We start from the raw sequence: 24,081 nt of genomic DNA, 5'->3' as shown, positions 1-24,081 counted from the left end.
CCCATGGAGCGGGTGGACGCGGTGGTGGTCGGGGCGGGCGTGGTCGGGCTGGCCGTCGCCCGCGCCCTGGCCCTGGCGGGGCGCGAGGTGATCGTGCTGGAAGCGGAGCCGACGGTCGGCACCGGCACCAGCTCGCGCAGCAGCGAGGTGATCCATGCCGGCCTCTACTACCCGCCGGGGTCGCTGAAGGCGCGCCTCTGCGTCGAGGGCCGGCAGGCGCTCTACGCCTTCTGCCGCGAGCGGGACGTGCCGCACCGGGCCTGCGGCAAGCTGATCGTCGCCACCTCCCCCGCCCAGGCGGACCGGCTGGCGGCGATCCGCGCCCGTGCCGAGGCCAACGGGGTGACGGACCTGGAGCTGATCGGCCCGGACCGGGTGCGCGACCTGGAACCGGAGGTCGTCTGTACGGCCGCCCTCTGGTCGCCGTCGTCGGGCATCATCGACAGCCACGCCCTGATGCTGGCCTACCGCCACGAGGCGGAGAGGCACGGGGCGGCCGTGGTACCGGCCAGCCCCCTGGAGGCCGGGGGGGTGACGGAGGACGGCTTCGTCCTGACCGTCGGCGGGGCGGAGCCCTGCCGGGTCATGGCATCGCTGCTGGTCAACGCCGCCGGGCTTCAGGCGCAGGCGGTGGCGGCACGGCTGCGCGGCCTGCCGCCGGAGACGATCCCACGGCGCTGGATGGCGAAGGGCAGCTACTTCTCCCTGGCCGGACGGCACCCGTTCAGCCACCTGGTCTACCCGGTGCCGGAACCGGGTGGCCTGGGCGTCCACGCCACGCTGGACCTGGGCGGACAGGTGCGCTTCGGCCCCGACGTGGAATGGGTCGATCACATCGACTACAGGGTGGAACCGGCCCGCGGCGACCGCTTCTACGCCGCCGTCCGGCGCTACTGGCCGGGCCTGCCCGACGGGGCGTTGCAGCCGGGCTATGCCGGCATAAGGCCCAAGGTGGTGGGACCGGGAGAGCCCGACGCCGACTTCGTGATCCAGGGGCCGCGCCGGCACGGGGTGCCGGGCCTCGTGAACCTCTACGGGATCGAGTCCCCCGGCCTGACGGCCTCCCCCGCCATCGGCCGGATGGTCGCCGCCCTGCTGCTGGCCCCGGAGGCCGCGTCCGATGGAACTCAGGACGACAGGGCCGCCGCGTCTACCGGGGCAGCGGCCGGGGCTGCCGCGGCCGGCGCATAGCCCGGCACCGGCCCCGGGGCGGCGGCCCCGTCCAGGCGCGCGCTGTCCGGGCGGCCGACCCGCTGGCCCCGGCGCAGCAGCACCCGGTGCTCCGCCATCAGGGCGGGGGCGGCGGTCGGCGTCAGGCGCGGCCGGAACCGGAAGGCGGACAGGGTGCCGAACGCGAGCGCCCTGGCGGCCGACAGGTTACCGCGGGCCAGCGCGCGCACGAACTGGCTGCCGGCCCCCCAGAGGCAGTCCATCATGGGCCAGAAGCCGTAGTAGCGCCGCCGGATGTAGACGTTGTTGCGGCACTTGTAGCGCATGTAGCGCAGCCGCACCGGGTCCGTCTCCGTCAGCGGGTTCACCGGCCGGGCGATCCTGCGCAGATGCACGGCCCGGCTGGCCCCGACCAGGAAGGCCGGCAGTTCGGCCGTGACGCGCAGGGTGAAGTCCGAATCCTCCCCCCACATGAAGAAGTCCGGCGAGGGCGGCGGAAACCGTTCCAGCGTCGTGCGGGGGATCAGGGTGGAGGTCAGGGCCGCCTTGCTGGTGGCGACGATGCCGTGCTTCAGCAGGCGCTCCCAGTCAGGATAGTTGCCGTCCTCCGTCCGCCATGCCACCTCCGGCGTGTTCTGGGAACGGCCGTCCTCTCCCACCACGCGGCTCTGGAGATAGCCCAGGGCCGCGGGCGGCGGCAGCCTGTCCAGCGCCCGCAGCAGGGTCTCCAGGCAGTCCGGATCGGGCAGCACGTCATCGTCCATCACCCAGACCCAGTCCGCCCCGTCGGCGACGGCATAGGACATGCCCTGCCAGAAGCCGCGCGCCGGACCGCGGTTGGGATCGAGCCGGACATAATCGACACGCGACAGGTCGAGCCCCGCCGCCAGAAGACGCGCGAAGGTGCCGTCGGTGGAGCCGTTGTCCAGCAGGACGATGCGGTCCACCGGCCGCGTCTGGGCCTGAAGCGCCCCGAGGGTGAGCAGGAGCAGCTCGAAGCGGTTGTACGTCACGACAAGGGCGGTGACCGTCTCGGACATGCTGGCTGGGTCCGTGTTCCGGATTGGCGATGCGCAGGATGTCGGTCATGGCGCCGGAAAATCGAACGGCATGCCATCCGGCCTTGTGTCGGAGGCCAGGGGCGAAGGATGCACCGGACGGCCTAGAACGGTTGACGGGCTCCTTCCGACGGAGCCCGCAGGTCCCGGAGCGGAACCTCGGCATGACGGAATCATGAACTGGCTTTCATCCTCTCGAAAGGATGAGGACGTCATTCTACCGCCAGAGTGCCGCGTTCCCGGGGGCGGCCCCCGAACAGTCAACCGAGCGAAGGGAAGCAGCAGTGAAGAAGTCGTTCGCCACCCTGGCCCTGTCCGGGCTTGTCGCGCTTTCCGCCAGCGGGGCGCTGGCTCAGGATGGCGATCCGGTCAAGGGCGAAGCCGTGTTCAAGAAGTGCATGGCCTGCCACCGGATCGGCCCGGATGCCAAGAACCTCGTCGGTCCGGTCCTCACCGGTGTCGTCGGCCGTCAGGCCGGCGTTGCGCCGGGGTTCAGCTATTCCGCCCTGAACCATGCGGCGGGTGAAGCCGGCCTGCACTGGACGGCCGAAAACATCATGGCCTACCTGCCGGACCCGAACGCCTTCCTGCGCAAGTTCGTGACCGACGCCGGCAATCCGGAAGCGGCCAAGGGCTCCACGAAGATGGTCTTCAAGCTCCCGAACGAGCAGGAGCGCAAGGACGTCGTCGCCTACCTGAAGACCTTCTCCAACTGAGGTCCGCTCTCCTGTCGAGAACCGGACGACCGGGCACGTCCTGAAGGGCGTGGCCCCGCGAGGTCTGCGGCCCGTCAGGGTCGCCTGCAAGGGATGCAGCATCGGCCGATGCTGCATCCCTTTGCCGTTCCGCCCCCTGCACGGAGCGATCTCCGCGGCGTCCCGCGGCGCCCTGCGACGCCGGGTCGCACCGGCATGTCCGGCCAATGCCCCGCCGGCGAAATCGGGATTCTTCGCCACTTTTCTGCGAATTTTCCGAGGGACATCCCACTTTGCAGCCGAGACGTTCCGATCGGGATGGTGTCGGGGCTGTCGCATCCGTCACATCCAGTATTGCGAATCGCTCGCATTTGCATATAAGCAGCGCCTCAGGTCAACCGCTGTCGAGTTGAGGCGAAGGATGCGGAAGTGGATGGGGACGGCCCTTGCCGTCCTGGCGGTGACGGATGCCGCCGCGGCGCACGAGGCTCAGGCTCCCCGGCCGGATGTCGAGGAGATCGTGATCACCGCGCGGGCGCGGGCCCTGGAAGCGGGCAAGCTGGCGGACACGATCCAGCAGACCGAGGTGGTCGGGCTGGGGGAGCTGCGGGCCACCCAGTCGGCCGTGCTGTCCGAGGCGTTGCAGTTCAGCCCCGGCGTCCGCGTCAACAACGAATGCTCCATGTGCGCCGTCAAGCGCGTCATGCTCAACGGCCTGGGCGGCCAGCACACGACCTTCCTGATCGACGGGCTGCCGGCGCACACCCTGGTGTCCGGCTTCTACGGTCCCGACGCGCTGTCCATGGCGGGCGTCGAGCGGATCGAGATCGCCCGCGGCGCCGGCGCCTCGCTGACCGCGCCGGAGGCGATCGGCGGCACCATCAACATCGTCACCCAGGACCCGACCTCCACCGGGGTGACGGTCAACGCCGCCGGCGGCAGCTTCGGCTACCGTCAGGGCGATGCCGTCGCCACCTATGCCAGCGACGACGGGCTGTTCCGTGCACTCTTCAGCGCCCAGCACGACGAGCGCGACCAGGTGGACGGCGACGACAACGGGGTCAGCGAAAACCCGTTCCTGGAGAACACCAACTACACGGCCCGCGCCTCCTTCGACCCGACGCAGGGCAGCACCGTCTCGCTGCGCGGCGCCTACACCCGGTCCGAGGTGTTCGGCGGCCCCGTGATCGGCGACACCACGGCCTCGATCGGCGCGACCCTGGACGGATTCAGGACCTCGCCGGACCCGTCCGACCGCCTGTTCGCCGGCGATGACGTGCGCAACCGCTACATCGGCAAGCCGTGGGAAACCACGGAGTGGATCGAGACAAAGCGCAAGGAACTGTCCGGCCGCTACTTCCAGGAACTGACCGACGACCTGAACGCCGACCTGGGGGTGAGCTGGTCGAAGCACGAGCAGGACTCGTTCTATGAGGGCTTCGACTACCGTGCCGACAACAAGATGCTGTACCTGACGGGACGGCTGAACTGGTCGATCGACGCCGACCACCTGCTGACCGTCGGCGGCGACCGGCGCGACGAGACGCTGCGCTCGGCTTCCGACGCGGCGCTGGGCAACCCGAACTACATCTCGGACAGCTTCGACTATCTGACCAACGGCCTGTTCGTGCAGCACACCTGGACACCGCTGCGCGAGCTTGAGGTCGCCACGGCGCTGCGGCTGGACTGGGTCGAGGCCGACTTCATCGACGCCCAGCGGCCGGGCACGGACATCGACGAGACGATGGTCTCGCCCCGGATCGACCTGCGCTACCAGCATTCCGACCAGTGGACCTCGCGCGTGTCGGCAGGCCGCGGCTACCGCGCGCCCCTGTCCTTCTTCGAGTCCGACCACGGCATCCTGGATGCCGGCCAGGGCTTCCTGATCGAGGTGGACGAGCTTGAGACCTCCACCTCCCTCACCTACGCGCTGAGCTACACGGGCGGACGGCTGAACTGGACGGCGGCGCTGGCCTGGACCGCCATCGACAATCTGGCGGCGCTGGACGAGGTGGAGATCGACGGCAACGCGGTCCCCGTTCTGACCCAGCGCGACGAGACCGGCCATGCCTATGGCGGCACGATCGACATCGGCTACAAGCTGACCGACACGCTGGACCTGTCGCTGACGCTGGAGAAGTTCGAGCATGACGACGTGATGCGCTCGATCTTCGGCGTGGCCCCGATCGAGGAACGGGCGATCCTGGGCCTGGAATGGCATCCGGGCGCCTGGGACATCGACGTGAACATGACCTGGATCGGGCCGCGCGACCTGACGGACTACGGCTATGAGGGCTACGAGGACGCCGGGCTGACCATCCCGAAATCGACCCACGCGGACGCCTTCGTCACCGTGGACGCCCGCATCGAGTACGCTGTCACCGAGGACATCGCCCTCTATGTCGGCGGCCGCAACCTGTTGGACTACACCCAGGTGAAGGACGAGGAGACGCCGCTCTTCTTCAAGCCGGACGGTGGCTATGACGTCGCCTACATCTACGGCCCGCTGCGGGGACGCGAACTCTATGCCGGCACCCGCTTCTCCTTCTGAGCACCGCGGGCCTGCGGCGGCTTTCCTGCTGGCGGCGGCCCTGCTGGTGCCGGGGTCCAGCCCGGCGGCGGTGGCCGCCACGGTGGCCGAGGTTCCGGCCCAGCCGCGGACCGCCGCCGGCCTGTTCGACCTGCCCGCCCAGCCGCTGGAGGGGGCGCCCCCCTTCGAGCGGTTGCGCGACCGGCCGGCGCTGGTGGTGCTGTTCCAGCCGCACTGCCCGCACTGCCTCGTGCAGTTCCGGGAGCTGGAGGGGTTCGCCGCCGCGCATCCGGAGATCGCCGTCGCGGCCGTCTCCCTGCACGGTCGGACCCCGGACCTGCTGGCCGAGCTGCGCCGGGCGCGGGCCGGGGTGCCGGCCTACCGCGGCAGCCCGGCCCTGCTGACGGCCCTGGGCGATCCGGAGGGGACGCCACGGCTGTTCGCCGTGGCCCCCGACGGCCGCATCGTCGGGGAGCGGCGCGGCCTTCAGGGACGTGGGGCGCTGGAGTCCCTGGCCGCGGCGGTGACGGCGGCGCCCTGATCCGGCGCGGACTTGCCCGCGGACAAAGACCGGCGCGGCCCCGGCCGCTAGGGTCCGGACAGATTCCGACAGGGACACCGGACCATGCCGAGCGCCGCAGACACCCTTCCGCTGCCCGGACGACGGGGACTTGCCCTGTTCGCCGCGGGCTTCCGCCCCTTCTTCCTGGGAGCCGGCCTCTACGCCGTCGCCTCCGTCGCCACCTGGCTGGCCGTCATGGCGGGGGCGGTGCCCTGGATGCCGGCGGACCCCGTCGCCTGGCACCGGCACGAGATGCTGTACGGCTTCGTCGCGGCTGCCATCGCCGGCTTCCTGCTGACCGCCGTGCCGAACTGGACGGGGGCGCGGGGCCATGGCGGACCGCCACTGGCGGCGCTGGCCGCGCTGTGGCTGGCGGGCCGGGTGGCGATGAGCCCCTTCCTGCCGGTCCCGCCCCTGGCGGCGGCGCTGATCGACACCGCCTTCCTGCCTGCCCTGGCCGCCCTGGTCCTGCCCTCCATCGTGCGGGCGGGCAACCGGCGGAACTACGTCTTCATCGGCATGCTGGCGCTGCTGACAGTCGGCTGCGCCCTGTTCCATGCCGAACGGCTGGGCCTGCTGGCCGGCGCGGGCGATGCGGGCAAGCGCCTTGCGCTGGGGATCGTGCTGCTGATGGTGGCGCTGATCGGTGGCCGCATCGTGCCGTCCTTCACCTCAAGCGCCCTGCGGCGGGACGGCAGCGCCGTGGAGATCGCCCAGCGGCCCTGGCTGGACCGGGCGGCCCTGGGGCTGCTGGTCCTGCTGATCCCGGTCGGCCTGCTGGCCCCGGACTCCCGGCTGGAGGGGGCGGTCGCGGCCGCCGCGGCCGGGGCGCACGCGCTGCGGCTGTCCGGCTGGCACGGGCTGCGCACCCTGAACCAGCCGATCCTGTGGGTGCTGCATCTGGGCTATGCCTGGGTGCCGGCCGGGCTGCTGCTGCAGGCGGCGTGGCTGCTGGGCGGGCTGGAGATCGGCGCCGCCTGGGCCCATGCGGTGACGATCGGCGCCTTCTCCACCATGATCCTGGCGGTGATGTCGCGGGCCTCGCTGGGGCACACGGGGCGCGCGCTGGTGGTGGCCCGGCCGGTGACCGCGGCCTATCTCCTGATCACCCTGGCGGCCCTGTCGCGTCTGGCGGCACCGCTGCTGCCGGACCCGCAGACGGCGTTCGCCCTGTCCGGCCTGTGCTGGACGGCGGCCTTCGTGCTCTACTGCATCGTCTACGCACCGATCCTGCTGCTGGCACGGGCGGATGGCAGGCCGGGTTGACCTCGCCGGGCTGATCCGGACGGGCCGGCTGACCCGCCGGACGGCAGGGACCGGAGCAGACGCCTCCCGGAAACGGGGGGCGTTTTCTGTCTTTGAAAAAGAACGGGACCTCGGGCCCGTGCCCTGGTTTCCGTCGGACCCGTTTGCATCGGGACCTGGGGAGGAGAGGCCATGCCGAAGCCGCCGCTGAAGCCGGATGCCGCCGTCCTGAACGGCATGAGGATGTTCGACGGGCTGCCGCTGGAGGCCCTGGAGGCGGTGATCGCCGCCGGGCAGACGCGGCTGGTGCCGAAGGGCACGACCGTCTTCACGCAAGGGGCCAAGGCCCTGACCTGCCACGCGCTGCTGGACGGCCGCATCAAGATCCAGCAGACCGGACCGGACGGCCAGCAGGTCGTGGTCCAGTTCGTCGGGCCGGGCGAGATGTACGGCACCCTCGCCATGTTCCTGAAGAGCGGCTATCCCGGCGATGCCGTCACCCTGACGGACAGCGTGGAGATCGTCTGGTCCGCAGACGCCATGCTGCGGCTGATGCGGGAGCATCCGCAGATCGCCCTGAACACCCTGGGCATGCTGGGCAACCGGCTGGAGGACCTGCAGACCCGGCTGCGCGAGCTGTCCACCCAGCGGGTGGAGCGCCGGGTGGCGCACGCGCTCCTGCGGCTGGCGAAGCAGGCCGGCAAGCCGGTGGAGGCGGGCGTCGAGATCGACTTCCCCCTGAGCCGCCAGGACCTGGCGGAGATGACGGGCACGACCCTGCACACCGTCAGCCGTATCGTCAGCGGCTGGGAATCGGCAGGGATCGTGGAAGGCGGCCGGCAGCAGGTGGTGGTGGCCCGGCCCGACCGGCTGCTCGCCATCGCCGAGGACCTTCCCGTCGCCCCGAAGCGGTCCTGACCGCACCGCCCGGTTCACAACGGAAAGGGGGAGGAGCCGAGGCCCCTCCCCCTTCCGACGCCGGACCAGGGTGGCGTCATTCCGCCGGTACGGCCTGGACCTTCCCGGCCCGGCTGCCGCCGCGGATCAGCCGCCAGACGAACAGGGCCAGCACGAGGGCGCCGGCACTGAACACGATGTCGCCGGGCACCCGCATCCAGACCAGGGTCTCCATCAGGGGCGAATGGACCAGCTCGGCCGAGCGGGCATACCAGAGGCCGTAGCAGATGCTGGCCCAGGCCTGCACCGCCCCGGCCGGGAACAGCGACAGGAAGGTCATCATCGCCAGCCCGGCGTTCAGCGCCCAGAAGGCGGTGCGCAGCAGCCCGTCGCTCCAGCCACGGTGCAGCAGGCCGCGCAGGCAGAACAGCATCAGCCCGATGCCCAGCATGCCGTACACCCCGAACAGCGCCGCATGGCCGTGGTTGGCCGTCAGGTTCAGGCCCTGCACGTAGTAGAGCGAGATCGGCGGGTTGATGAGGAAGCCGAAGACGCCGGCCCCCAGCAGGTTCCAGAAGGACACCGCCACGAAGAACAGGATCGGCCAGCGGTAGGCCTGAACCCAGGGGGCTGCCTTCGTGTGGCGGTAGGTCTCGAACGCCTCGGCGCCCACGAGCGCCAGCGGCACCACCTCCAGGGCGGAGAAGACGGCGCCCACCGCGATCACCGAGACCGGGGTGCCGGAGAAGTACCAGTGGTGCGCCGTGCCCAGCACGCCGCCGGTCAGGAAGACGATGGTCCCGGCCAGCACGGCCGCGTTGGCCGTGGCGGCCCGGACAAGGCCCAGGCGGACGAAGATCAGGGAGACGACCGCCGTGGCGAAGACCTCGAAGAAGCCTTCCACCCACAGGTGGACCACCCACCAGCGCCAGTACTCGACCATGCTGATGTGGGTGTGCTTGCCCCACATGAAGCCGGCCGCATAGAACAGACCGATGGCGACCGTGGACAGGAACAGGATCCACAGCACCGGCCGGCTTTCCGACGGCACCTTCAGCGCCGGCCAGAGGGCGCGCCCGACCAGCACCAGCCAGAGCATCAGCCCGACGAACAGCAGGATCTGCCAGAAGCGGCCGAGATCGACATACTCCCAGCCCTGGTGCCCGAACCACCAGTTGGTCTCCAGGTCGAAGGCCTGCTGCACGCCCAGCCATTCGCCCGCAAGGGAGCCGACGACAACCAGCACCAGCGCGGCCCACAGCACGTTGACGCCGAGGCGCTGGAAGCGCGGCTCGTGGCCGGAGACGGCCGGGGCGATGTAGAGGCCCGTGGCCAGCCAGGCGGTGGCGATCCAGAACACGGCGAGCTGCGTGTGCCAGGTGCGGGTCACCGCATAGGGCAGGAGCTGCGACAGGGGGATGCCGTAGAAGTCGTGCCCTTCCACCGCGTAGTGCGCGGTCAGGGCCCCCAGGGTCACCTGGGCCAGGAACAGGCCGATCACGGTCACGAAGTACTTGCGCGTGGCGCGCATGGAGGGCGTCGGCCGCAGCGAGAGCAGCGGGTCCGCGGTCGGCGGGACGGGAGCGTCCTCCTGCCGGGTGCGGGCGTGGTGCCAGACCAGCGCGCCGATGCCAGCCACCAGCAGGACGACGCTCAGCACCGACCACATCACGTTGGGGGTGGTGGCGGTGTTGCCGATCAGCGGCTCGTGCGGCCAGTTGTTCGTATAGGTGACGCTGTCGCCGGGGCGGTCGGTGCCGGCGGCCCAGGCCGTCCAGAAATAGAAGGCGGCGATGTCGGCGCGGCGCCCGGCGTCGGGCACGGCGTTGTCGGCGATGGCATACTGCTCGCGCAGCGGCGTCATCGTCGGGTCGTCGCCCAGCAGGCGCTCATAGTGCCCGGCCACGGCCATGATGGCGGCGGCACGGTCGTCGGACACGGTGATGCTGCCGGCGGCCGGGTCGTAGCTGTTCGTGCGGATCTCGCGGGTGAGCCGGCTGGTCAGGGCGGCCTGCGCCTCGGCATCGAGCGAGGCGAAGGGCATGCCGCGCTCGCGCCCGGCCCAGAGGTCCAGCAGCGCCACCGCCTCACGGTGCAGCCAGTCCGCCGACCAGTCCGGCGCGAGATAGCCGCCATGGCCCCAGATGGAGCCGACCTGCATGCCGCCCATGGACTGCCAGGCGAGACGGCCCTGCTCGATGTCGTCGCGGCTGAAGAGGACGCTGCCGTCGGCACGGACGACCGCCTCCGGCATGGGGGGAGCCTCGCGGTGGATCTGCCGGCCCATCAGCCCGAGCGCGGCGAAGGAGGCCGCCATCACCAGGGCCAGGACCAGCCATAGTCTTCTGGTCTGCATCGTTGGAATTCCTCATGGGTCCGGGCGTCCGCCGCCCGGCCTGACCGGCGGCGCCGGGTCGGCCCGCCGGAATGCGCGGACCCTAGGGCCGGCGGCGGCCGGCGCTCTTTGTCCGCGGACAACCGGAAAGCGTGGTGGACCCGAGGGCCCGCAAAGATCACCCGCCGGATGCGTTCCGGTTTGCGCGCCGACAAAGAGCGTGCCCCCTCCCTGTGGCCTGGTGCGCCGGGACCGCCGCGGCGCGCGGCGGCGAAACGGTCAGGGAGCAGGAGATGGTCGCCGATTTCTCACGGTTCGGCATGGCACGGAACGCCCCCCCGCGGCCCGCGGAGGTCGGGGAGGACGACGGGGGCGCCCCCCGGCTGACGGCAACGGAGGCGGCGGTCCTGGCGACGCCGGAGCTGATCCGCCACATCCTGGACCGCCACCATACCGGGCACCGGCGCGATCTGGCCGAGCTGATCCCGCTGGCCCGGCGGGTGGAGCGGGCCCATGCCGGGCATGCCGCCTGCCCCGAGGGGCTGGTCGAGCTGCTGGCGGCGGTGCGGGACGAGCTGGAGACCCACATGGAGAAGGAGGAGGAGGTGCTCTTCCCCATGATGCTGGTCGGCGGTTCCCCGGTCATCGCCGGGCCGATCGCCTGCATGGTGGAGGAACATGACGACTTCCTGGAGCAGCTCGACCGGCTGGAGGAGATGGCCGGCACCGCCCCGCCGGGCGCCTGCGGCACCTGGACGGCGCTGTGCGAGCGGCTGGCCCGGTTCGTGGCCGAGGCGCGCAACCACGTCCTGCTGGAGAACGACATCCTGTTCCCGCGCTATGGCGTTCCGCTCATGAAATGACCACACGATCGGGGCGGGTTCCCCGACCGGCTTCCCGTACCAGCAGATCCGTGCATGTGGCCCGGGCGGGGTTGGCACTCACTGATTCCAGCGCAACAATCGGGTCGTTCTGCCCGCGTCGGTCCCGTATCTGCCATTGCATCATCAACAGGGATCTTCGGACATGCAGATGCGGGGAAAGACGGTCATCGTCACCGGCGCCAGCAGCGGAATCGGTGAGGCCGCCGCAAGGCTTCTTGCGCGGCAGGGGGCCAACGTGGTGCTGGGGGCGCGCCGCGCCGGGCTGCTCGACCAGCATGTGGCCAGCATCAGGGCGGAAGGCGGCACGGCTCTCGCCGTGGCCGGGGATGTGGAGCAGGAAGCCTATCACGCCGCCCTGGTGCAACACGCGATAGAGCGGTTCGGGAGGCTCGACGGCGCCTTCAACAATGCCGGTATCACCGGAGACCTCGGCCCCGTCCCGGAGATGGACAGCGCCACCTGGCACAAGGTGATCGGCGTCAATCTGACGTCGGCCTTCTATGCCGCCAAGCATCAGGTCCCGGCTCTGCTCTCCGGGGGGGGCGGCTCGATCCTGTTCACGTCCTCCTTCGTGGGCCATACGATCGGCCTGCCGGGCATGGGGGCCTACGCAGCCTCCAAGGCCGGTCTCATCGGTCTCGTGCAGGTGCTCGCCGCCGAGCACGGGCCGGCAGGGCTGCGCGCGAACGCCCTTCTTCCCGGCGGAACACTGACGCCGATGGCCGGGGACGATCCCGGCTTTCACGACGCCGTGCGCGCCATGCATGCCCTGAAGCGCATGGCTGCGCCCGAGGAGATCGCCCGCGCCGCCGTGTTCCTGCTGTCCGACGCCGCGTCGTTCATCACGGGAACGGCACTGCTGGCTGATGGCGGGAACTCGATCACCAAGGGCCAGCAGGCCGCTTGAGAACAGCCCGCCGGGTCAGGCCTGCGCGCCGGACGCAGGCGCCGCCGGCACCTGCCGGCGGGCCTCCCATTCCTTCCGCAGGATCGCGTACTGCATCGTGTTCTCGAAGACCGGCTTCCCGTTCTCGTCGTTCCTGAACGAGATGAACTCCTTGAACAGCCCCTCCTGCCGCATTCCCAGCCTCTCGCAGAGGCGCCGGGACGGGATGTTGTGGTCCTCGACATAGGCGTAGAGACGGCGGGCCCCGACGGTCGTGAACAGGTGGGCGAACAGGGCCCGCGCGGCTTCCGTGGCGTATCCGGCTCCGCCGAACGCCGGATTGAAGTTCCAGCCGACGGAGACGGTATCTTCCTCGGTGAAGGTGAACAGATCGCCGATGAGCGTGCCCGGCCCTTTCAGGCAGACGGCGATGGACTCGTCGCTTCCGCTCCGCTTCTCCGCCTCGGCCTCCGCAGCCCGCAGGTCTTCGAGCTTCAGGGACAGGAAGCAGCTTGCCGCGGGCTCGCGCAGATAGGCGAACAGATCGGCGGCATCGTCTTTCCGGAAATTCCGCAGGACAAGCCGGTCGGTCTCAATGGCATCCATTCGTCTTCTCACGGCAGGGGCCGGCCCGTGAAGGCCGGCATCACCGCTGCCCCCGCCCCCTCATTCCCACTCGATGGTGCCGGGGGGCTTGCTGGTGATGTCGTAGGTGACGCGGTTGATGCCGCGGACCTCGTTGATGATGCGGGTGGCGACGCGGCCCAGGAAGCCGTGGTCGAACGGATAGTAGTCGGCCGTCATGCCGTCCACCGACGTCACCGCGCGGAGCGCGCAGGCATAGTCGTAGGTGCGGCCGTCGCCCATCACGCCGACCGTGCGCACCGGCAGCAGCACGGCGAAGGCCTGCCAGATGGCGTCGTAGAGGCCGGCGTTGCGGATCTCTTCCAGGTAGATCTGGTCCGCCTTGCGCAGGATCTCCAGCTTCTCCCGCGTGATCTCGCCGGGCACGCGGATGGCGAGGCCCGGACCGGGGAACGGGTGGCGGCCGACGAAGCTGTGCGGCAGGCCCAGCTCGCGGCCCAGCGCCCGCACCTCGTCCTTGAACAGCTCGCGCAGCGGCTCGACCAGCTTGAGCTTCATGCGCTCGGGCAGGCCGCCGACATTGTGGTGCGACTTGATCGTCACCGACGGGCCGCCGGTGAAGCTGACGCTCTCGATCACGTCCGGATAGAGCGTGCCCTGGGCCAGGAACTCCGCCCCGCCGATCTTCGCCGCCTCGCGGTCGAACACCTCGATGAACAGCCGCCCGATGGTCTTGCGCTTGACCTCCGGGTCGCTCACACCCTCCAGCTCGCCCAGGAACAGGTCGGCCGCGTCCACATGCACCAGCGGGATGTTGTAGTGGTCGCGGAACAGCGTCACCACCTCCTGCGCCTCCCCGGCCCGCATCAGGCCGGTATCGACGAAGATGCAGGTGAGCTGCTCGCCGACCGCCTCATGGATCAGCACGGCGGCGACGGAGCTGTCCACGCCGCCGGACAGGCCGCAGATCACCTTGCCCGTGCCGACCTGGGCGCGGATCTTCTCCACCGACTGGGCGCGGTAGGCGGCCATCGTCCAGCCACCGGACAGGCCCGAGACGCCGAACAGGAAGTTGCGGATCAGGGCATCGCCGTGCGGGGTGTGGACCACCTCCGGGTGGAACTGCACGCCGTAGAAGCGGCGCACATCGTCGGCCACGATGGCGAAGGGCGCGCCCTCGCTGGTGGCGACGGTGCGGAAGCCGTCGGGCAGGCGGGCGACGCGGTCGCCGTGGCTCATCCACACCTGCTCCCGCGCGCCGGGCGTCCAGACGCCCTCGAACAGGGCGCAGGGCTCCCGCACATCCACGAAGGCGCGGCCGAACTCCCGCGTGTCGCCCGGCTCCACCTTGCCGCCGAGCTGTTCGCACATGGTCTGCTGGCCGTAGCAGATGCCCAGCACCGGCACGCCCAGGGTCCACACCGCCTCGGGCGCGCGGGGGCTGCCGGCCTCGGTCACGCTGGCCGGGCCGCCGGACAGGATCACGGCGCGGGGGGCGAAGGCCCGCACCCGCTCGTCCCCGACGCTGAAGGGAAGGATCTCGCAGTAGACGCCGGCCTCGCGGATGCGGCGGGCGATGAGCTGCGTCACCTGCGAACCGAAGTCCAGGATCAGGACCCGGTCGGTGGTAAGGGCGGCGGGAGCGGGAGTGTTCGGCATGGATGCACTGACCTGCGGCGGGGCGCCCGCGTCCCCGCAGGGGGACACCGGCGCCGTGGATGGGCGGCGGAAAGTGCGCCGCAACCTATCCCAGGGGGCGGGGGGCCGCAAGCGCGCCCGGCGCAGGGCGCCCCCGCCCGTCCGCCGCCCCTGACGGTCCCCCGGCCTGACAACCGTCAGTCCCGGGTCCCGCTGTCCTTCGTGCTGATGGAGGTCCAGAGGGCGGGCCGCGACAGGGTGATGGTCGGGTTCTCCTTCAGCAGCCGCCGCTCCTTGGGGATGTTCACGCGGCCGCGGTCGTCGGCCGCGATCGTGCTTTCGCCCTTGGGGCCTGCCAGGGTGGCCGTGCAGCCGGTGCCGCACTGGACGCGCAGCACCTTGGCCGACGGCACGGCGAAGGCGAAGAACCCGGCCTCCTTCCCGATCACGGCATCGAACTGGCCGAAGGCGGCGACCACGTCCGCATAGGAGAAGCGGGTCGGATCGTCGAGCTTCATGCCGACCTGGACCCGGATCTCGAACCGTTCCGGGTCCTGGTTCAGCTCGATCCGCGCCCCCTCCTCCACCCAGGCGGGGTTCAACGGCAGGGCGAAGGCGTTCTTCGCGTCCACGGGCACGGGCTGCGGGCCGTCCGCCGTCAGGATTCGCATCTCCACCGGCCCCAGCTCCGCGTTCCGGTCCTTGGCGCGGAGCGAGGTGCGCAGCGCCAGACGCTCCGTCCCCGGCCGGGGCTCGAAGCGTTTCAGCTCGTCATAGAAGTCCTTGTAGGGGACCTCGAAGGCGGCCGCCGGACCGGCCAGGACCGGTCCGGCGAGAAGGCCGGCGAGAAGACCAGTACGAAGAACCGTCAGGAAGCGGCTGAAGGGCATGGCGCACGCTGCGGCAATTCCGGATGCGTCATCCTAACACATCCGCCGCACCGTGCTGTGCGTCCCGTCACCGGGCGCCGCCCCCGGCCCCCGTCTCCGGTCAGTGATGGTCGGCCGGAAGGGGCCGGTCGGACAGGTAGATCTGCCCGCCCTTTTCCTTGAAGGTCTCCGACATGGCGGCCATGCCGGCTTCCGCCTCCTGCCGGGCGGCATAGTCCCGCACCTCCTGCGTGATCTTCATGGAACAGAACTTCGGCCCGCACATGGAGCAGAAGTGCGCCAGCTTGGCCCCTTCGGCCGGCAGGGTCTGGTCGTGGAACCGCTCCGCCGTCTCGGGGTCCAGCGACAGGTTGAACTGGTCCTTCCAGCGGAACTCGAACCGCGCGCGGGACAGCGCGTCGTCGCGCTCCCGCGCCGCCGGGTGGCCCTTGGCGAGGTCGGCGGCGTGCGCGGCGATCTTGTAGGTCACCACGCCCACCTTCACGTCGTCGCGGTCGGGCAGGCCCAGATGCTCCTTCGGCGTCACATAGCAGAGCATGGCCGTGCCGAACCAGCCGATCATGGCAGCCCCGATGCCGCTGGTGATGTGGTCGTAGCCCGGCGCGATGTCGGTGGTGAGCGGCCCCAGCGTGTAGAACGGCGCCTCCCCGCATTCGCGGAGCTGCTTGTCCATGTTCTCCTTGATCAGGTGCATGGGCACATGGCCCGGCCCCTCGATCATCACCTGGACGTCGTGCTTCCAGGCGGTCTTCGTCAGCTCGCCCAGCGTCTCCAGCTCCGCGAACTGGGCGGCGTCGTTGGCGTCCGCGATGGAGCCGGGGCGCAGCCCGTCGCCCAGGGAGAAGGCCACGTCGTAGGCCTTCATGATCTCGCAGATTTCCTCGAAATGGGTGTAGAGGAAATTCTCCTTGTGGTGGGCCAGGCACCACTTCGCCAGGATCGAACCGCCGCGGCTGACGATGCCGGTGACGCGCCGTGCCGTCAGCGGGATGTAGGGCAGCCGCACGCCGGCATGGATGGTGAAGTAGTCCACCCCCTGCTCGGCCTGCTCGATCAGGGTGTCGCGGAAGATCTCCCAGGTCAGCTCCTCGGCCTGGCCGCCCACCTTCTCCAGCGCCTGATAGATCGGCACGGTGCCGATCGGCACCGGGCTGTTGCGGATGATCCATTCGCGGATGGTGTGGATGTTGCGGCCGGTGGAGAGGTCCATCACCGTGTCGGCCCCCCAGCGGATGGCCCAGACCAGCTTGTCCACCTCCTCCGCCACGCTGGAGGTGACGGCGGAGTTGCCGATGTTGGCGTTGATCTTCACCAGGAAGTTCCGGCCGATGATCATCGGCTCGGCCTCCGGGTGGTTGATGTTGGCCGGAAGGATGGCACGGCCGCGGGCGATCTCGTCGCGCACGAACTCGCCGGTCACATGCTCGGGGATGGCGGCCCCGAAGCTCTCCCCGCCCAGGTCGCGGACCGTGCGGCCCTGCTCGCGCAGCGTCGCCCGGCCCAGATTCTCGCGGATGGCGACGTATTCCATCTCCGGCGTGACGATGCCGGCGCGGGCGTAGGCGAGCTGGGTGACGGCCCGGCCGCCGATGGCCCGCAAGGGGCGGCGCCCGCTCCGGTCGAAGACGGGGACGCGGCTGACCTCCCCGTCCTTCAGGCCGTTGTCCTCCGGCCGCACGGCGCGGCCGTCATAGGTCTCGACATCGCCGCGCGCCTCGATCCAGGCACGGCGCAGGGCCGGCAGGCCGGCGCGGATGTCGGTCGCATGGGCCGGATCGGTATAAGGGCCGGAGGTGTCATAGACCCGCACCGGCGGCTCGCCGGAGCCTTCGGTCAGGTCGATCTCCCGCAGGGCGACGCGGACGCCGGCCAGCCGCGGGCTTTCGACATGGATCTTGCGGGAAGAGGGCAGCGGCCCCGTGGTCACGGCGAAGCCGTCGGGGGCGGAAAGCGGGCTGTGGATGTCGGGCACTGGGATCTCCACCGTCTGGGTTGCGGAGATCCGGGCGCTGCGCGAAGCGGCCGGAGCGGATGCAGGGCATCCGCCGGTTCCATCCCTACGCCGGTACGACCCGGATCAGGTTCTAAGGGTTCCCGCGCGCCTGTCCGCCCCTGGCGGCCGGCCTGCGGTGTCTCAGCCCCTGCCGGGGCACCCCTGGAAACCAGCGGACGGTGGGGCGTTTCGCGCGCCCTGTCAACCGGGCGGAAGGGACGGCGCTCCCTCCGGCCTAAGGGAACGGACCGCACCGCCCGGATCGGGGTCCGGGCCGATCAGATCACGGGGGGTCAGCCCACATGCGGATCGGCGGCCTGCCGCGCCAGCGGGACCAGATCGGTCCAGCCGTAGGCGATCTCCGTCAGGCGGGCGCCGGCGAAGCTGATCGGCTGTTCGGCCAGCCGCGTCCCGCCCATCCGTTCATAGAACCAGCGCGAGGGGTTGTCGCGCAGCACCCAGACGACGGCGGAGCGCATGCCGCACTCCAGCAGTTCCTGCGCCATGGCGCCCATCAGGCGGCGGCCCCAGCCCATCCCCTGCATGTGATCCAGCATGTAAAGGGCGTAGAACTCCCCGCCATACCCCTCCAGCGAGGTGCGCTGCGGCCCGCAGGAGCCAAATCCGATGACGCCGTTGCGGGCGTGCGGGTCGTCCGGATCGACGGCGACGAAGGTGCGCCGGCCGCGCCCCTCGGCCGCCAGCATGGTGCGCCAGCGGGCGGCATAGGCGGGCGGCGACAGCCCGACCAGATAACGGTCGGGCAGCATCCCCGGATAGGTGGAGCGCCAGCTCGTGACATGGACCCGCGCGATGCCCGCGGCATCCGCCGGGATCGCCGGTCGGATGCCCGCGCCCGGCCTGGCGCGGCGGGGGGTGTCCGGCGCGTCGCCGCTCATGGCATCCCTCCGGGCGGGACCGCACCGGGGGAATGCCGCTCCGGACGGCAGGCGGAACCGCGCCCGGAAAGGGGCGGCGGGACTGGGGCGGGCGACTGGGGCGACGGCTGCATCCTTCGGCTCCCGGCTTCGGACGACCATCCTGCCGCAATTCCCCCGTAACTCCAACCCGACGGAGGGAGAGTGTCGCTGACATGTGATCTGTCGGGCCTGGGAACCGCGTGGCGGAAGCAGGGGAACGGTACCGATCCCACGATCTTGCGATGAACATGAAGAAAGGGGTTCACAAGCCCGAAACCCTGTGTTAGAAGCGCGCCCACTTCGACGGTCGCTGGCAACACCGCCACCGACGAAGGCCCGGATGGGGGATCGTCTAACGGTAGGACAGCGGACTCTGACTCCGCCAGTCTAGGTTCGAATCCTAGTCCCCCAGCCACCGCCTGGACTCATCCAGGAAATCCTCCCGGACACGCTTTTTCCGAATTACATCCTGACACGGCATCGCTGATGCCATGGCCATCTGTCATGGGCAGTGGACGCGACGCCTTCTTGCCGAGGCCCCCTGGCATTGCCACCGCGGGACACAGTCTCAGCCGGCCGCTTCAGGGTCACGTCAGGTGCGGCACCCGCAGATACTCCTCGCTCTGCATCTCCATCAGGCGGCTCACCGTGCGCTGGAATTCGAAGGCGTGGGCGCCGTCGGCGTAGATGCGCTCCGGCGCCACCTCCGACGAGGCGATCAGCTTCACCTTGTGTTCGTAGAGCGCATCCACCAGCGTCATGAACCGCTTGGCCTCGTTGCGCTGCTCCGCCGGCAGGCGGGGAATGCCCTCCACGATCACGGTATGGAAGTGGGTGGCGATGGCAAGGTAGTCGCCGGCCCCCAGCGGCTGCCGGCACAGCGCGTCGAAATGGAACCAGGCGACGCCGTTCGCCTCCTTCGGCACCTCCACGCGCCGGCCCTGCACGAGCAGATGGCAGGCGCGCGGGGCCGCCCCCTCGGCCAGATCGTCGAAGGCGCGGGACAGCGCCGCAGCGGCCGCCGGCCCCGGCGGATAGTGGAAGACCTTCGCCCCCAGCATGCGGGACAGCCGGTAGTCGGTCCGCCCGGCGAGGTGCAACACGTCCAGCCGGTCCTTCAGCAGGGCGATGAAGGGCAGGAAGCGGTCGCGCTGGAGCCCGTCCTTGTAGAGGTCGTCGGGTCCCCAGTTGCTGGTCGCCACGACGACGACGCCCAGGTCGAACAGGGCCGTGAACAGGCGGCCGAGGATCATGGCATCGGCCACGTCGGTGACGTGGAATTCGTCGAAGCAGAGCAGCCACGCCTCTTCCGCGATCTGGCGGGCGAGGTCGGGCAGCAGTTCGTCCGCATGGCGGGCGCTTCCGCCGCCGCTGCGCAGCGCGTGCAGCCGGGAATGCACCTCCAGCATGAAGGCGTGGAAGTGGACGCGACGGCGGCGTTCCACCGGCGCGGTCTCGAAGAACAGGTCCATCAGCATGGACTTGCCGCGGCCGACATCGCCGTAGATGTAGAGCCCCTGCGGCGCCGGATCGGGCCGGCGGGTCAAGCCGAAGCGCGCCCGCCAGCCGCCCTGCCCCAGCGCCGGACGGTAGTCGCGCAGGGCATGCCAGAGGCTCTGGAGCTTTTCCGCCGCCAGCTCCTGGCAGGGATCGGCCTTCAGCGTGCCCGTGCCGCGACGGGCACGATAGGCAGCGAGCGGTCCTTCGGTCATGGGCAGGCTTCCGGCAAGGGGAACGGGGGCGGCAGACGGGCGCCGTCCGCCCGACCCTGAGTCGCGGCGCCCCGCGTCCTCCTTTAGCGGATGGCCGGACGGGGTCGCAAGCGGAGCGGCGGCGGAGCGGTGCCGGCGACCGCCTGCGACGGCTGTTCGCATCGGATTAACCAAGCACGCTTGAACCGTGCGGGTCGGCGATGGCAGAGTCGTCCGATCGGTTGAGCGGCGATGCTGAGACACCCGGATTTGAACGCGTCCTTTCCGGCCCGGCTGGGCGGCTTTCTGATCGGCCTGCTGCTGAATGTCCTTGCCGCATCCGTGGCGCGGGCGGACAGCCCGTGCCATCTGACGTTCGGCTGGACCTCGTGGGAGCCGTACCAGTACCGCACGGAGGACGGCCGTCTGGACGGGATCGACCTCCGTCTGATGACCGAGGCCGCCCGGCGCATGGGGTGCGCCCTGGCGTGGGAGGAAGGCCCCCGCAGCCGGCTGATGGCGCGGCTGCGCGAGGGCCGGATCGATGCCATTGCCGGCCTCGCCCGCACGGATGAGCGCACGGTGTTCGGCCTGTACTCCCACCCCTACCGGGAAGGACCGAACGTGCTGGTCGTCCGTCGTGGCGAAAGCGGACGCTGGCATTGCCGGACCCTGGAGGAACTGGCGGGCCTGGACTTCCGCCTGGGCATCATCCTGGGCGCCATGCCGAGCCGTGAGTTCGAAATGATGCTGCTGAGCGGCCGGCTGGCCCGGGTCGCGGTCCAGGTTCCCACGGTGGAGACGGCCCGGGCCATGCTGCAACGGGGCCGGATCGACGGCTATTTCGACGGGGCGCTGGTGCTGCAACGGCTGCTCGACAGCGGTCGGGTCGGGGGGATGGAGGCGCATCCGCTGTCCCTGCCGAACGACGCCTATGTCCTGTTCAGCCGGCGCAGCGTGACGCCGGACACCGTCGGCCGGTTCGATGCGGTGCTGGACGGCATGGCAGCGGACGGCAGCCGCGATGCCATCGTCGCGGCGCCGTATCCCTGACCTTGCACGCACAGGCCTCCCCGTCGCTCCCCTGTCTCCCTTCTGTGAACCGGCCTGCGCACGGCTCCACGCGCCGCCGGGCCGCTCTCGGCGGCAGGCCGATCTTCCTTTACGTAGTGCAGGCCCCGTAGCGCAGGCCCCATAGTGCAGGACGGAGGAGCCCGACAGTCCGCTGCGGAGCGGCGGCACGCCCTCCGGGGGCTTGGTGCGACGGGGCGGGTGTGCTAGGACGCGGCCACGGGGAAACCAGGGAAAGACCGCCATGACCAAGCTCGTCCTCATCCGCCACGGCCAGAGCGTCTGGAACCAGCAGGATCTGTTCACCGGCTGGACGGACGTGGAACTGACCGAGCAGGGCGTGGCCGAGGCGAAGGCGGCGGGCGAGAAGCTGCTCGCGGCCGGCTACGACTTCGACGCCTGCCACACGTCCGTGCTGAAGCGCGCCATCAAGACGCTGAACCTGGTGCTGGAGACGATGGACCGGCTCTGGCTGCCGGTGCAGAAGGACTGGCGCCTGAACGAGCGGCACTATGGCGGGTTGCAGGGGCTGAACAAGACCCAGACCGCCGCGCAGCACGGCAAGGAGCAGGTCCACATCTGGCGCCGCAGCTACGACATCCCGCCGCCGCCGCTGCCCGAGGGCGACGAGCGCCTGCCGGACGGCGACCGGCGCTACAAGGGGTTGAGCAAGGAGCAGCTTCCCCGCACCGAGAGCCTGAAGGACTGCGTGGCGCGGGTGCTGCCCTACTGGCATGAGAGCATCGCGCCGCAGATCCGCGCCGGCCAGCGCGTGCTGATCTCCGCCCACGGCAACAGCCTGCGCGGGCTGGTCATGTACCTCTCCGGCCTGTCCGAGGAGGAGATCACCGGCTTCGAGATCCCGACCGGGCGTCCGCTGGTCTACGAGCTGGACGACGCCCTGAAGCCGACCGACCGCTTCTTCCTGTAGCCGGTCTTTCCGTCCCTGCCGGGCTCGCCGGCGGGGACGGCCCTACCCGGCGGCGACCACGGTGAAGCCGCCGATACGCTCGCGCCGCGCGGCGTAGGCCATGAGCGGGGCGAGCGTATCAAGCTGCGGATTGCCCTTGGGACCCAGCGAGCGCATCAGGCTCTTGCTCGATTTCCCGAGGGTCCCGGCCACGGCATCGAATCCGTCCGTCGCGTTGATATAGTCGCGCAGGAGGGTCTTCATCGTGGCGATGTCACCCTCCACGAAGGAATTGACGGCCTCGGCCACCAGCGCCCGACGGAACTCCGGGTCCCGATCGGCGCGGGCCTTGACCGTCGGCTCGAACTGACATGTCAGGGTCATGGCGTTCCCTCCCGAAGGCAGAAGAATACCACAGGTTGCGCGCCGCAGTCACTCCCGCGCGAGGGCGTCGAAGGCTTCCCCGGAGAGGCCCATGATGTCCACCGTCTCCGCCACGGCACCGAGGGAGCGATAGAAGAGCTGGGCGCGCAGGTTCCCGCGACGGACGTGCCAGCCGACCCAGGCGCCCCCGTCCGCCTGTGCCAGCCGTGCGGCCTCGGCCATCAGCGCCCGTGCCACCCCGCAGCGGCGGGACGAGGGGTCCACATAGAGGTCTTCGACGACGAGGCCGGCGCGGGCCGACTGGCTGTCGTAGCCGCGGGTCAGCAGGGCGACGCCCGCCGGGCGGCCGTCCAGTTCGGCGATGAGCGGCAGGAACAGGCGCGCAGGGCCGAAGCCCTGGCGCCTGAAGAGCGCCGGCGTCAGCGCGGCAGGGGGCATTCCCTCCTCGCTGCTCAGCGCGGCGATCATGGCCGCCGCCACCTCCGCATCCTCCGGACGGGCCGGACGGACCCGGGGGCGGGGCCGGCGGGGACCGTCCGGGCGGTCCACGGCATCGGCGTCCGGATCAGGCGGCAAGCTTGTCCAGTTCGCGCAGGATGGTGTCCGCCATCACCGAGGTGGAGCAGCGCGCCATCCCCGGCTGCATGATGTCGGAAGTGCGCATGCCCGTGCGCAGCACGTTCTGCACCGCCTGTTCCAGCATGTCGGCCTCGGCATGCAGGTCGAACGACCAGCGCAGCGCCATGCCCAGCGACAGCAGCATGGCGATGGGGTTCGCCATGTCACGCCCGGCGATGTCCGGGGCGGAGCCGTGGACCGGCTCGTACAGTGCGCGGCGCCTGCCGTCCGCATCCGGCGCGCCGAGCGAGGCGCTGGGCAGCATGCCGATGGAGCCGGTCAGCATCGCCGCCTCGTCCGAGAGCATGTCGCCGAACAGGTTGTCGGTGACGATCACGTCGAACTGGCCGGGATTACGGACGAGCTGCATGGAGCAGGCATCGGCCAGCATGTGGCTCAGCTCCACGTCGCCGTATTCGGCGCGGTGCAGGGCCGTCACCTCCTGCCGCCAGAGCAGGCCGGATTCCATGACGTTGCCCTTCTCAACCGAGCAGACCTTGTTGCCGCGCTTGCGCGCCAGCTCGAAGGCGATGCGGGCGACGCGGTGGATCTCCGCCGTCGTGTAGACCTGGGTGTTCACGCCGCGGCGCTGGCCGTTGCCCAGGTCCTCGATGCCGCGCGGCTCCCCGAAATAGATGCCGCCCGTCAGCTCGCGCACGATCATCACGTCCAGCCCGCGCACGATGTCCGGCTTCAGGCTGGAGGCGTCCACCAGGGCATCGAACACCTTGGCCGGGCGCAGGTTGGCGAACAGGTCCAGCTCCTTGCGCAGGCGCAGCAGGCCGGCTTCCGGACGCATGTCGAAGCCGAGCCCGTCCCACTTCGGCCCGCCGACGGCGCCGAACAGCACGGCGTCCGCCGCCTTCGCCTTCTCCAGCGTGGCGTCCGTCAGGGGCACGCCCTGGGCGTCGATGGCGGCGCCGCCGACCAGCCCCTCCTCCACGGTGAACTCGATGCCGCGCTTGCGGGCCATCCAGTCGATGTAGCGCCGGACCTGGCGCATCACCTCCGGCCCGATGCCGTCGCCGGGAAGCAGGAGCAGGGAACGGGTGCCAGCCATGGTGATTACTCCGGTGTGTTCTTGTTGTCTCTTCTTAGCCGCTCGGCCAGGGCCTGGAA

The 24,081-nt window shown here is 70.5% G+C and carries 21 protein-coding genes, 1 tRNA gene and 1 riboswitch; of the genes, 11 read left to right on the top strand and 11 right to left on the bottom strand.

Features of this window, described 5'->3' with window-relative positions:
* Positions 1–3 precede the first annotated feature (3 nt).
* Positions 4–1,191 carry an NAD(P)/FAD-dependent oxidoreductase gene (locus RC1_RS19035; RefSeq protein WP_012569097.1) on the top strand — a complete coding sequence of 396 codons (1,188 nt, stop codon included), beginning with the start codon at positions 4–6 and terminating at the stop codon, positions 1,189–1,191.
* On the opposite strand, the gene RC1_RS19030 is transcribed toward RC1_RS19035, so the two are convergent.
* Positions 1,128–2,210, bottom strand: a complete 1,083-nt coding sequence (locus tag RC1_RS19030) for a glycosyltransferase (protein WP_049766769.1) — start codon at positions 2,208–2,210, stop codon at positions 1,128–1,130. The two genes, RC1_RS19035 and RC1_RS19030, sit on opposite strands and share 64 nt — an antisense overlap.
* A gap of 302 nt (positions 2,211–2,512) precedes the next feature.
* Here RC1_RS19030 and RC1_RS19025 point away from each other — a divergent pair, with 302 nt between their 5' ends.
* From RC1_RS19025 to RC1_RS19005, 5 genes are all read left to right on the top strand, one after another.
* A complete protein-coding gene (locus RC1_RS19025; RefSeq protein ID WP_012569095.1) occupies positions 2,513–2,944 on the top strand; it encodes a c-type cytochrome in 432 nt (143 codons plus the stop codon).
* Between the two features lie 412 nt (positions 2,945–3,356).
* Positions 3,357–5,474: a TonB-dependent receptor plug domain-containing protein gene (locus RC1_RS19020; protein ID WP_202795551.1), complete on the top strand. Its 2,118-nt coding sequence runs from the start codon at positions 3,357–3,359 to the stop codon at positions 5,472–5,474.
* Positions 5,449–5,994 (top strand): TlpA family protein disulfide reductase, encoded by a 546-nt coding sequence (locus RC1_RS19015; RefSeq protein ID WP_041785571.1) that lies wholly within the window; start codon positions 5,449–5,451, stop codon positions 5,992–5,994. The genes RC1_RS19020 and RC1_RS19015 overlap by 26 nt, the downstream gene beginning before the upstream one ends.
* Before the next feature lie 84 nt (positions 5,995–6,078).
* A complete protein-coding gene (locus tag RC1_RS19010; RefSeq protein WP_012569092.1) occupies positions 6,079–7,281 on the top strand; it encodes an NnrS family protein in 1,203 nt (400 codons plus the stop codon).
* A 171-nt stretch (positions 7,282–7,452) separates the two neighbouring features.
* Positions 7,453–8,178: a Crp/Fnr family transcriptional regulator gene (locus RC1_RS19005; protein ID WP_012569091.1), complete on the top strand. Its 726-nt coding sequence runs from the start codon at positions 7,453–7,455 to the stop codon at positions 8,176–8,178.
* Positions 8,179–8,254: 76 nt separating this feature from the next.
* Here the strand turns inward: RC1_RS19005 and RC1_RS19000 are convergent, their stop codons facing one another.
* Positions 8,255–10,513: a nitric-oxide reductase large subunit gene (locus RC1_RS19000; RefSeq protein WP_012569090.1), complete on the bottom strand. Its 2,259-nt coding sequence runs from the start codon at positions 10,511–10,513 to the stop codon at positions 8,255–8,257.
* Positions 10,514–10,785: 272 nt separating this feature from the next.
* Between RC1_RS19000 and RC1_RS18995 the strand changes: the two genes are divergently transcribed.
* The gene (locus RC1_RS18995; protein WP_012569089.1) at positions 10,786–11,355 is read left to right on the top strand and encodes a hemerythrin domain-containing protein; all 570 of its coding nucleotides are present in this window, start codon (positions 10,786–10,788) and stop codon (positions 11,353–11,355) included.
* Between the two features lie 169 nt (positions 11,356–11,524).
* Positions 11,525–12,283 carry an SDR family oxidoreductase gene (locus tag RC1_RS18990; protein WP_336884701.1) on the top strand — a complete coding sequence of 253 codons (759 nt, stop codon included), beginning with the start codon at positions 11,525–11,527 and terminating at the stop codon, positions 12,281–12,283.
* 15 nt (positions 12,284–12,298) lie between these two features.
* On the opposite strand, the gene RC1_RS18985 is transcribed toward RC1_RS18990, so the two are convergent.
* The 5 genes from RC1_RS18985 to RC1_RS18965 all read right to left on the bottom strand — a co-directional run bounded on the left by RC1_RS18985 (position 12,299) and on the right by RC1_RS18965 (position 18,267).
* Positions 12,299–12,868: a GNAT family N-acetyltransferase gene (locus RC1_RS18985; RefSeq protein ID WP_012569087.1), complete on the bottom strand. Its 570-nt coding sequence runs from the start codon at positions 12,866–12,868 to the stop codon at positions 12,299–12,301.
* A 60-nt stretch (positions 12,869–12,928) separates the two neighbouring features.
* Complete coding sequence (guaA, locus tag RC1_RS18980) at positions 12,929–14,506, bottom strand: glutamine-hydrolyzing GMP synthase (RefSeq protein ID WP_012569086.1); 1,578 nt, start codon at positions 14,504–14,506, stop codon at positions 12,929–12,931.
* A 176-nt stretch (positions 14,507–14,682) separates the two neighbouring features.
* A complete protein-coding gene (locus tag RC1_RS18975; RefSeq protein WP_012569085.1) occupies positions 14,683–15,375 on the bottom strand; it encodes a DUF2987 domain-containing protein in 693 nt (230 codons plus the stop codon).
* A 100-nt stretch (positions 15,376–15,475) separates the two neighbouring features.
* Positions 15,476–17,347, bottom strand: coding sequence for a phosphomethylpyrimidine synthase ThiC (gene thiC / locus RC1_RS18970; RefSeq protein WP_012569084.1), 1,872 nt, complete (start codon positions 17,345–17,347; stop codon positions 15,476–15,478).
* Between the two features lie 64 nt (positions 17,348–17,411).
* Positions 17,412–17,542, bottom strand: a riboswitch (TPP riboswitch).
* Between the two features lie 119 nt (positions 17,543–17,661).
* Positions 17,662–18,267, bottom strand: a complete 606-nt coding sequence (locus tag RC1_RS18965; protein ID WP_012569083.1) for a GNAT family N-acetyltransferase — start codon at positions 18,265–18,267, stop codon at positions 17,662–17,664.
* Positions 18,268–18,629: 362 nt separating this feature from the next.
* Between RC1_RS18965 and RC1_RS18960 the strand changes: the two genes are divergently transcribed.
* Positions 18,630–18,703 (top strand) — tRNA-Gln (locus RC1_RS18960).
* 172 nt (positions 18,704–18,875) lie between these two features.
* Here RC1_RS18960 and zapE read toward each other — a convergent pair.
* The gene (gene zapE, locus RC1_RS18955; protein ID WP_012569082.1) at positions 18,876–20,000 is read right to left on the bottom strand and encodes a cell division protein ZapE; all 1,125 of its coding nucleotides are present in this window, start codon (positions 19,998–20,000) and stop codon (positions 18,876–18,878) included.
* 249 nt (positions 20,001–20,249) lie between these two features.
* Between zapE and RC1_RS18950 the strand changes: the two genes are divergently transcribed.
* Entirely contained in the window at positions 20,250–21,032 is a 783-nt protein-coding gene (locus RC1_RS18950) for a substrate-binding periplasmic protein (RefSeq protein WP_041785568.1), read from the top strand.
* A gap of 262 nt (positions 21,033–21,294) precedes the next feature.
* Complete coding sequence (gpmA, locus tag RC1_RS18945; RefSeq protein ID WP_012569080.1) at positions 21,295–21,981, top strand: 2,3-diphosphoglycerate-dependent phosphoglycerate mutase; 687 nt, start codon at positions 21,295–21,297, stop codon at positions 21,979–21,981.
* Between the two features lie 42 nt (positions 21,982–22,023).
* Here the strand turns inward: gpmA and RC1_RS18940 are convergent, their stop codons facing one another.
* Genes RC1_RS18940 through leuB form a run of 3 tightly spaced genes read right to left on the bottom strand, consistent with a single transcriptional unit; the run spans position 22,024 to position 24,022 of the window.
* Positions 22,024–22,344, bottom strand: a complete 321-nt coding sequence (locus tag RC1_RS18940; protein WP_012569079.1) for a helix-turn-helix domain-containing transcriptional regulator — start codon at positions 22,342–22,344, stop codon at positions 22,024–22,026.
* 48 nt (positions 22,345–22,392) lie between these two features.
* Positions 22,393–22,920 (bottom strand): GNAT family N-acetyltransferase, encoded by a 528-nt coding sequence (locus RC1_RS20510; RefSeq protein ID WP_049766767.1) that lies wholly within the window; start codon positions 22,918–22,920, stop codon positions 22,393–22,395.
* Positions 22,910–24,022, bottom strand: coding sequence for a 3-isopropylmalate dehydrogenase (gene leuB / locus RC1_RS18930; RefSeq protein WP_012569077.1), 1,113 nt, complete (start codon positions 24,020–24,022; stop codon positions 22,910–22,912). Before leuB ends, RC1_RS20510 begins: the two co-directional genes overlap by 11 nt.
* Between the last annotated feature and the right edge of the window lie 59 nt (positions 24,023–24,081).

It is taken from the genome of Rhodospirillum centenum SW (genome assembly GCF_000016185.1).
In the GTDB taxonomy this organism is placed as follows: domain Bacteria; phylum Pseudomonadota; class Alphaproteobacteria; order Azospirillales; family Azospirillaceae; genus Rhodocista; species Rhodocista centena.
This window is presented reverse-complemented; position numbering and strand designations above follow the sequence as displayed.